The following is a 10,730-nucleotide window of genomic DNA, read 5'->3' as shown; positions in this document are numbered from 1 at the left end:
TAGGGTTTATGCTATTCCTTAATTTCAATAATATCAACACGTCGCTCTCTGGATGCTTCAATTGTAAAAATTGATCGCAGATCTTGTTTGTTATCACTTATGCCAGTAGGTGCATTTGTTTCACCAAATGGTTTTTGACTTAATTTTAATTGTTTAGATCGTATGTATTCTATCAATACGCCATTATTGTGTCTGTAAAATTCATTGTAAATAGAAACGATTCTGCGTTGACTTAAATTCAAATTGTATTCTGGCTTTGCAAGTGGTGAAGCGTATCCTTTTACAAATATTTCATAGCGCTTTCCTTTTACAAGATCTTTTTCCAATATTTTTAAAAATTTGTCAAATCGTTCTTTTCCATATTTAATTTGATTTTCGAAAAATGTATCCATAGGATATCCTGATGTGTCACCACGCATTTTTGGATCGCTATATATTTGCTTAGAAAATCAATTTTTTAGCGTAATATGCTTCGTATGTTTTTGAATATTTTAAAAGAGTATGTCGCTTAAAAGTATTTGGGTCGGGTCGGTCATTATCAAAATATAAACTAATTGGAAGTAAACTATATAGTTCAGGCTCCAAATATATTTTTTGAACGACAATAGTATCGGTAGCGCAGTCAATGTTTAAATACACAACTGAGGTTGCAAAATCAGGTTTAGATCCGATAATTTTATACTTATGACAGGGTATAATATTGAACTGGCTTAAATTTGTATTTAGGTTTGTAATTACGATCGTATCTCTTTGAGGGTGATCCAGATCAATCAAACTAATTGTTACTGCATGCAAGGTGTCTTTTGTTATTTTATGAAAACTTAAGACATCAAGTGAAATTGCATTGGGTTTTAAAAATAATTTCTTAGTTATATTAATAAACTCAGCAGGTTTGCCGGTATTGAAACTAATGGAATCGGGCAAATAACCTTGTTTAGTAGCTATTAATTTGTAATTTTTATCACATAGGATTGCAAATCGATACGTATTTGTTTGTTCTGTGTTTATAGTAATTCGTGGAGCAGTTGGTCGGTCTAAGTCAATAAGACTTATACTTACATTTTTTAATTCCTTTTTAGTGTAATATTGATAAACGAATGCATCTAAATTAATATCGCAAGGCAGTAAATGAATTTTAAATAAATCAAGACAACAAGCTTCACTTGCATCATCCAAAAACTGTGTTCCTGTCCTGTTGGAAGCTAAATACGCCACGGTGTCCAGATTGGTAATTACATAATATACATCATCAAAGCTACTATTAACAGGAACTCCAATGTTTTTAGGAATTGCCCAGGATTGATCTATATATTTAGAATGATAAATATCAAATCCACCCATTCCAAGATACCCCTTAGAAGAAAAATAGAGCGTTTTGGATTTTGGATGATAATATGGAGTTATATCATCTGTGTTTGTGTTTATATCTGCGCAGTTTACGGGCTCAGAATAATTTCCTGCTTCATCTATTTTTACATACCAAATATCCAGACCCCCTTTACCCTTTGATCTATTAGACACGTAAAACAATGTTGGATTCACATCATTATCTAAGTAACAGAGATGAGGTTGTGTACTGGTGCTACCCGTAGTATTTATAAAATCAGGCAATTTAACTGGAGCTGACCAATTCCCTGAAACATCAATTGTACTGGTAAATAAATCACACCGTTTGTCATAATCATTTAAATCTTCACAAATAGTAAAATAGACTTTTGTATAATCCTTATTATAACTGGTATGTGCAATGTTTAATCCTTCAGCAATATAATCTGTGGGAAGCAACTCACTTGGAAATTCAGATTTATGGCTTAGTAATATTTTTGAATTGTATCGTTTTGGAATTGTTGTATTCTTTTTGTTTTCAAAACGAAGGGATGAATAAACTAAATCATCTTTAAATAATTCAGGTGCGAAGTCTGAGAATTGGGAGTTTATCTGATCAGACATCCTTTCCATGGTCAATCCTTTTATTGGATATTTGAGCTGTTCAGAAGCCCACTCACAAGCCTGTATTTCTTTTTTAGCTACAGTAAGATAGCTTGAATCTTCTCCTGAATGTTCTGAGTTAAAAATTTTAAAAGCAAGAATTGCATTTGAATAATCCCCTTGAATTTGCTTTACCTGACCTAACCAAAATCCCGTAAGCGGATAAAAATTATTTAATTCATGGTGTAATACACTATCATAAAATATGGCAGCCATTTTATAGGCACCAAATAATCTGGCACATTCTGCTGTTTTATATAAATAAGATACATTGGTGGGTTCAAATTCTAATGCTTCTCTATATTTAGAATATGCATCAAAATAATTTTTTGAGGCAAGTGATTTTTCAGCAGCCTCTAAAACACGTGTTAAACTTTGTCCATTGGAGTCAATGAAAACCAAATGTAACATTACAAGAATTATTCCTACCGTTCTACCCCACATACGATGTGATTAAAATATTGGACAAGATTTTAAAACAGTCAATGGATGTGCTTTCACTAAAATGTACATGAGTGAAAATTCGGGCCCACCTTGATTGTTTACAATGTTTTTAAAACCTGAAGTCGTAATATCATAACTAAATCCTGCATACCAGGTTTTATATTCTACAGCAATTTTGGGAACAATGGCATCATCCAATCGGCTAGCTAGTCCTATTAATAGATTTAATTCTTTTCCACGTTTTTGATTGAGATAAAATTTTCCATAACCACCTACCACCAATTCACGGTAAGCTTGTTGAAGTTGATACTGCCCATGCAATAACAGGTCAAATGAACTGGCAAGTTTAATAGCAGGCTGTATATTAATATTAAAACGAATGGGAAGTTCAATGGATAAAGATTGGTCAAAAAACTTTTGCTCTGGTCTGGTCAAGTGATAGGCTGCAGCCCCTAAATCGATTTTTGTCCTGCTTGATTTTTGCCATCTGTAATTAATTCCTGTTCCTAAATCAAAATAATGATTTGAAGTATTGGATAAATTTTCACCGGTTGGTCTGTTGGGGTCAAAATTATCCACCCATTGGGCGTCCCATTGCAATTCTTCCGTTTTAAATTGTCTTTGTGAAAATCCCCCTAAAATACCAAGGCTAATCAAATTTTGATTGGTGATTGGATAAGTATAGGATATACTTAAACCTAAATTTGCCAAACCTAATTTAGAATCTCCAGCTTGGTCGTAATTAAACAGTAATCCGGCGTTCCATCGTCCCTTTGTAGTCCATTTTTTTGGATAAATTCGGATATCATAAGAACCGGTAAGTGTCATATAACGAACAATGTCCTCTACAAACCATTGTCTGCGATAATTTAAAGCCAACCTTTGATCCCCATTAAAAATACCGGTTAATCCAGGATTTAAATTTAAAGGAGATGTATAAAATTGAGAATGGTGTATATCCTGTCCATTTACAAGACAGTACATATTAAGAAAAACGATCAGTAAAATAAACCGCCGGATACGACTCATATTCAGTATGCTAAGGTATTAAATATTGCAAATAATTGTAAACCAATATTTTACAATATTAAAAGCCACCGGTTTTTGGTTGGTCCATTGTAGCTTTAACTGAGATAAAGGTAGCTTATTCCCGATATATTAAATAATTATTTATATTTATTTTAATAATGTGACGTTTCCTTTTTTAGAATATTTCTGCCCGTCGTTGCAGACCACTTTAAAATAATAACCATAAACGTCCGGAGGAAGTTCCGATCCTTTATAACTACCATCCCACCAATTTGAAATGTCTTTTGTTTCAAACACTTTTTCACCCCATCGATCGTAAATATACATTTCAACGGATTCAAGAAATTTACTTTCTATTCGTAGGATATCATTGTTGTTATCCTGATTTGGACTAAACACATTGGGCATAAAAACGTCTTCTTCATTACATTTAGGCCTGATTACAATCACAGCAACATCAACACTTTCTTCACATCCATCAGCATTTTCAGCTTTTACAGTATACAAAATTGAATATTTTGGTGATGCAATCGGATCTGTACAATCCAAACAACTTAAATCATAAGGAATAATCCACTGATACTTATTAAATCCTTTGGTTACATGCAATGTGGTAGTTTCTCCCAAGTAAATGGTATCCGGATCTGCTGTCGCTTCCAATGGGGGATCAAATCGACTGATATTTACTTGAAAACTATCCTGAAATGAACACCCATATTCATTTACATAATAAACATGGTAAACAGTGGTGTCTTTTGGTTTTACAATAATACGGTACAGTGTATCCAGTGAAATTATATTTTTACCTGTCCAATTTAATTTATACGTGTGATTATTTAAGGGTATAAATTCAACAAATCCATCCGCTCCAGGACATAAGTTGTGTTTACCATCTATTTTGTGCAATGGATAAATTGGGACTACTTTAAAGGAGTCAACATCCCCGCAACCATATATATCTGTTGCATAGGCATACACATACATTGAATCTGTAAATTTCCGAGTAACCTGATAGCCATTTCCAATCAAAATTCCGATTTGATCAGTCCAATCAATATTTTGAACTACCGAGTTGGAATCCGTATAAGCTTGCAACATTAGGGTATCATTGTAGCACAAAACAATATCTGAATTTACTCTAAGATTAATTGGTGGTGGTACAAATACAGTCACTTCCCGATCAATAAAACAATCCGGTATGAACTTATCATAAATCCGAACCCGGTAGCTTGTCGTTTGTGAAACCGTTGCGGTTGGATTTGCTAAAAGTGGATTATCCAAACCGGTTGACGGAAACCATTCGTAGGTATAGTTGGTATCCGCATTTTCATTTAATTTGACTGGTTTTCCAAGGCAACTTACGATACGTTCCCGAATATTTACCATAATAAATCCAACATCAATAGATCTTATGATCTCATTAGTACACTCTGCGTCAACCCGGAGTTTTACTATGTATCGTCCAGGCTTAGCATAAACATGAACAGGACTTTTTTCTTCGGATGCGTTTGCATCTCCAAAATCCCATTTATAACTTCCCTGTGAGCTTAAATTTGTGAAAGTGACGATGGTATTATCACAATTTTTGTCTACTTTAAATTCTGCAGCTGGTTTACAGATAGCTCTTACCGTTACAGAATCTGTTGCTTTGCATTGAAACTGATTTTCTAGTTCAACGTTAAAAGTATATTGACCACAATGTGCAAGGGTGGCCTTAATATGTTCAGTTCCTTGTCCACTTATAATCGAACTATCTGGTTTCCAAATTATTGTCAGCTGATGATTTGCATTGGAGTTAAGCAATTTTAACTCAAAGGAATCTTGTTCACAGATAACTAAAGAATCAATGCTGGTTTGTATTTGAATTTTTTGATTTTCTACCGTAATGCTGTCTGAACCTGGACAATTCGCGCCACTCTTAGCTCTTACATAAAATGTTTTTTTATCCAGCGTTGATCCGGAATAGTTGAAAGAACCACTTTTAAGAATATTTGAAAAATCCGGAGTGTCAGACCATTCCACGGAAGATTCTACACCCCCGATGGCCTTTAGAAATAAACTATCCTGACATATAATTCCATCACCAGAAATATCAATGTCTAATAAACGGGAGACCTTAACTAAAATAGAATCTGATTCTGTACAATTTCCATCAGTAATAACGACTTTATATACAATATCTGAACCCGGACTGGCAATTGGGTCCGGACAGTCATCACAACTTAAATCAGTAGAAGGAGTCCAAGTATATTTAAATCTGCTATCAGGATTACTAATTAATTTTGTAGATTCTCCAATGCAAATAGGAATATTATCGGATAGGAACATTGGTTTTAATCGATTTAACTTGAATTCCTGTTCAATGGTGTCTTTGCACCCTCCGGATGAGGTTACAATTAGTGATACATATAATTGACCGGTGTCGGTTGTAACAAGACTTGGATTTTGCTGCGTTGAAGTATTTATTTTACTGTTCAATTGCATAAACCAATTCCAATTTGAAATATTTAGTAAAGAATCAACCGATTTGTCCTCAAATGAAATATTTATACTATCCGAACATGAACCATATTTTGCACCAAAATTTGCTTGCAATAAATTATCATCGTATAAATAGATATCCTTATAATTTGTATCAATACAATCCTTTGCACGAACAGCAATTAATGCTACCCGATATTTTCCTGCTTTTGGGAAATTAAATTCTGGATTTGTGTCATGCGAAACATAATTCGTATTTGGATAATCAAAATACCAGGTAAAGGATTTTGAATTTATACTGTTGTTTGTAAATTTAACAAGACTATCTCCTTTGCAAAGTACAGATTTATCAGCATCGAATCTTGAAACCGGATTGGTTGTACAAAAACGGACATTATATTGAAAGTCCCTTCGAACTCTTGAAAGTAATTTACCATTTCGGTATTCATCAACACAAACACCTACTAAATATTGTCCAATGGCAGCAGGTTGCCCGGTTATAAGTCCGGTATTTCGGTCAATTTTAAGAGTTGGTGTGCCTCCTAATAAATCATTTAAACTAAACGGTGCTTTATAATTTATTAATGGGAATGGTGGTTTGCTTGGTCTGGTTGGTTTTGAATTCGCTGTATCTGCTCCTGCAAAAGGAACACACAAACTATAAACCAAGGAATCTCCATTTTCATCTTTTGCAGAATCATCAAATACAATCATTCGGTCACCACAAACATAAATAGGAGGAAATGCTCCAAATTTTGGAGAGCTGTTACAATAGCGCAATGCATCCTCGGAAATCACAACACTGTAAGTTGCCCCCACCAAGTCTGGATCCGTTATATTCGTAATCGTTTTATTTCTGCAACATCTTTGATAGGCAAGTGTATAGCCGCCTTTAGCAAAGGGAAGTTCAATTTTACCTCGATACGTAGTTGTATGAACACAGACATCTCCACCTACAACTTCACATTCTGTTTTCAATATTTCGTTGAGTGTATCATCATTTCTAAAATCCAATAACAATAATCCGAATTGCCCTACATTTCTTGCAGGGTTTCCTTCTGTATCAAAAATTCCAATATGTGCAGGATCATCAAACTCAGCTTCAGGACTTCCATTAAAACAATCTCTCCTTAAAGTTAAAGTGATTTCATAGACCTGACCGCCTAAACATCTATAGGTCATTTCTCCACCAACAATATGGCTGGCTGTTAATTTAGTAACAGAAAATCCAACTAGTATATAGATGCCTATTAGTAAAGGAATTCTTTTAATAAGCGTTTGTATCATCGAACTGATTTTATTAAAGTTTACCATTTTCTTCAACTCCTTTTAAAATTTCTAATATTTCAACTCTTCTTTCATATGCAGCTTTCAAGCTGTAAATTGAATTTCTTGTGTCTTCTAATTTATCACTAACATCATTCGATGATAGCGATTCTCCAAATGGAATTTCCTTGATTTTAAAATTGCGATTTACAATATAATCATGAAATACTTTATTGCTGTATCGATCAAATTCATTTCGCACACTATAAACCCTTCTGGAGGATAAATGTTGATTGTAATCTGATTTTGCCCGAGGTGAAGCAAAGCCTTTCAAAAAGATATCTATTTCATGACCTTCTTCCAGAATAATAATGAGTTTATCCATGAATAATTTTAACTTCTCAGCATTTGCTTTAACATTTCTTTCAAAAAAAGTGTCTATTTCTAAAATGGAGCGATCTTTCGAACTGCCACGCATTTTATTTGTAAACTCATAAATGTATTTTGATTTTTTATTGTAATATTCATTGTAAATATCCAGAAAGCCAACCGATGTTGAATCTGATTGGGAACGAATATCAGGCATGTCATTTTCGAAAAACAAACGGATGGGCAATAATTTTCTTAATTCTGCAATGGCAGTTAATTCCAGATATAAATTTCTTCTTAAGATGGATTCTTTAGACGTTTCTAAAGGAGTGATTAAAACCATCGCTGATTCATATTTGTTTTTCTTAGCGGATAACTTATAATTAGTCCCTTTCAAAATGGTAAAATCAAAGAAATTACTATCAAGTTTTGTAGTGGTTTTAATTAATTTATTATGATCCATATCCCATAACTCAATGGTTACGCCTTTTAATGGAACATTGGTAGTGCGCTCAAAAGTCAATGCTTCTAAAGACTTTATTTCTGTGAGATATAAATTTTTAACGATGGGATCAAAATTCTCAAGATCTATAGCACTGCAAAACACGGTGTCCCCTATCCAATTTGGTTTATTGGCTGTAATACGATATTTACGATCTTCTGTAATTTTAAATTTTTGCGCTGGTTCGTCAGGTGTTGGAGTTGTTAAATAGCTAGTGTCTAAGTCTGTAATGTCTTTAACAATAAGCGTCACTTTTCCTAAAGGAGTGGAATCATACTTATCATAAGTATTTACAGTAAGTTCAACCGTTGCAGGTACGTATTTGATTTTATAAATATCATAGCAACAAGCCTGCACCTCTTCGTCTACATAAAATGATGTGGGTCTGTTGGAAACTAAATATCCCTTTCTTTTCTTTAAATCTTCTGAATAATATAAGTCATCGTAGCTGCTGTTTACAGAGGGACCTAAATTAATGATTTGGCCGGCCATCTTACCTTTAAAGGCATAACTAAATACATCTAAGCCTCCAAAACCTTTATGTCCTTTACTACTAAAGTAAAGTGTATTTTCAGATGTATTATAGAAAGGACTAAATTCATTTTCTTCCGTATTAATAAACTCGATGTTTTCTGACGGAGTGGGTTGGTTATTTTCATTAAGGAGAACAGAGTAAATGTCATACCCACCTTTGCCACCCGGGCGATTGCTTGCAAAATATAATTTATCAAGTTGAGTTGAAGGATCCTTTGTTATAAAAGGTTGAGAGGAAGAATAGTTTGGTTTATTAACGGGTTCTTGCATTTTAATTTTTGGCCCCCACCCTTTTGATGTTTTTATTTTTGAATAGATGTCACATTTTAAAGTGGTTTTACTTTCTTCATAATTACAAACAGTAAAAAACAATTTTGTTCCTGCTTGATTAAAGCAAGCATGACCCAGCATGAGATCTTCTTCAAAAAGTACTTTATCGTCTGGCAACGGTTCCATTGTAGTTTCTCTCAGCTTAATGATTTTACCACTATTCTTTGCTATTTTGCCCTTTTTGGTTTTTTCAAATGTATTTTGGCTTGTGATGTAAAGAAAGCTATCCATTAAAAATGGGGCAAATTCATTTTCTTTAGTATTGACTTGTTCGTCCAATCGTTTTATTTGGATGAGAGGATCCTTTTTAGCTAAGTTCTCTTTGGCCCACATGACAGCATCAATCCGTTTTTTTCCAAGATCATACATGTGTCCTTCTTGGACGGTTGTTGCAAGATACGACTTGTAATATATCAGTGCATCTGAATAAAACCCCTGATAATATTGTGATTCTGCAAGGTAAAATTCAATTTCAGGATGGCGTTCAATAATTGACCGGTCAACAATTATTTTAAAGTGTTTAGTAGCTCTGGAAAAAGCATTTAAATTAAATGCAGCCATACCGGCCAACATATGAAACGAATCTACTTCCGTATCATACTGCAACGCCTGCTCAATTAAACTATAAGCTTCATAGAAATCTTCCTTGTTTAAGCTGTTGGTAATTTCAGTTTTGTATTGATTTAATGATTGTCCCAAACAATTGTGAATCAATCCTATCATCAAACAACTAAATATAAATAATCTCATTGGGTAATATTCTATTTAATAAATAGGGCATTTTTTATATAATCCAATTGGTTCAATTCCTTTAAAAATATATTGAACTGCAATTTCAGGTCCGCCCCGGCTATTTGTAGCTGTTTTGAAATCAGAAGTGGTGATATCATATGATCCAGAAATCATCCAATTATTGTATTCAAATCCAAGCATTGGAAAATAAGCATCATCTAGGCGAATTCCACAACCAGCTAACAAATTAAATTTAGAACCTGGCTTTTGATTGATATAAAATCGAATCAAACCAGTCCCCAATTTTTCTTCATAAGCGTCTTGTTTTTGAAATTCACCATTAAGTAATAGATCCAAATAAGCTCCAAGGCCCAGGCTTATACTTCCGTTTAATACATTTCGCTGTGGCAGTTTTATTTTGTTCTGACTGAGACCATAGAATGTTTGGTCAGGTTCCAATAAATGAAAAACTGCAGCTGAAGCCATTAAGCGAGTGCGCTTCGTAAATGAATATTGGTAAGCTAATCCTCCGGATAAGTCAAAAAACACATCACCAGTTGTATTAAATTTTTCATTTGGAGAGCGATTTTTATCATAATGGTCACCAGTCCATTGGCTACCCCATTTAAGCTTTTCATCTGATAAGCGCCTCTGGCCAATATTTGGACTCAATCCCAAGATGATTAAGTGTCCTTTACTTAAAGTTAATCCATAATTCAAACTGATGTTTAAAGAGCTAAGGCTTAATTCAGAGTCCCCTGCCCGATCGTAATCGAAACCGATACCGGCTCCAATATAATCGCCATTCGACTTTAATTTGATCTTACTGTCGTAAAACAAACTAAAACTCATATATGGCACAGGTACTGTTTGCCATTGGTTTCGGTAATTGGCCGTAATCCGATGATTTCCGTTGTAAAAGCCAGATTGGATCGGATTTTGACTTGGATAATGGTATATAAATTGCGAATAATGAATGTCTTGTGCTTCAATTTTCGCATAAAAACATATCCAAATACCTATTAAAATACAAATAGGTTTAAAAGGCATAATT

Annotated in this window: 6 protein-coding genes; all 6 read right to left on the bottom strand. The window is 33.9% G+C overall.

Going from position 1 to position 10,730, the window contains the following annotated elements; all coding sequences use genetic code 11:
* Positions 1 to 11: 11 nt before the first annotated feature.
* A complete protein-coding gene (locus IPK91_02440) occupies positions 12 to 419 on the bottom strand; it encodes a hypothetical protein (GenBank protein MBK8296149.1) in 408 nt (135 codons plus the stop codon).
* Positions 420 to 441: 22 nt separating this feature from the next.
* On the bottom strand, positions 442 to 2,400 hold the full coding sequence (locus tag IPK91_02435) for a PD40 domain-containing protein (protein ID MBK8296148.1): 1,959 nt from the start codon (positions 2,398 to 2,400) through the stop codon (positions 442 to 444).
* A gap of 42 nt (positions 2,401 to 2,442) precedes the next feature.
* Positions 2,443 to 3,462: a PorP/SprF family type IX secretion system membrane protein gene (locus tag IPK91_02430; GenBank protein MBK8296147.1), complete on the bottom strand. Its 1,020-nt coding sequence runs from the start codon at positions 3,460 to 3,462 to the stop codon at positions 2,443 to 2,445.
* 147 nt (positions 3,463 to 3,609) lie between these two features.
* The gene (locus IPK91_02425; protein MBK8296146.1) at positions 3,610 to 7,257 is read right to left on the bottom strand and encodes a gliding motility-associated C-terminal domain-containing protein; all 3,648 of its coding nucleotides are present in this window, start codon (positions 7,255 to 7,257) and stop codon (positions 3,610 to 3,612) included.
* Positions 7,244 to 9,694: a hypothetical protein gene (locus tag IPK91_02420; protein ID MBK8296145.1), complete on the bottom strand. Its 2,451-nt coding sequence runs from the start codon at positions 9,692 to 9,694 to the stop codon at positions 7,244 to 7,246. Before IPK91_02420 ends, IPK91_02425 begins: the two co-directional genes overlap by 14 nt.
* 15 nt (positions 9,695 to 9,709) lie before the next feature.
* Entirely contained in the window at positions 9,710 to 10,726 is a 1,017-nt protein-coding gene (locus IPK91_02415) for a PorP/SprF family type IX secretion system membrane protein (GenBank protein MBK8296144.1), read from the bottom strand.
* Positions 10,727 to 10,730 lie beyond the last annotated feature (4 nt).

It is taken from the genome of Saprospiraceae bacterium (assembly GCA_016712145.1).
Lineage (GTDB): Bacteria > Bacteroidota > Bacteroidia > Chitinophagales > Saprospiraceae > Vicinibacter.
The sequence above is the reverse complement of the archived record's forward strand: the minus strand, read 5'-3'. Positions and strand labels throughout refer to the sequence as shown.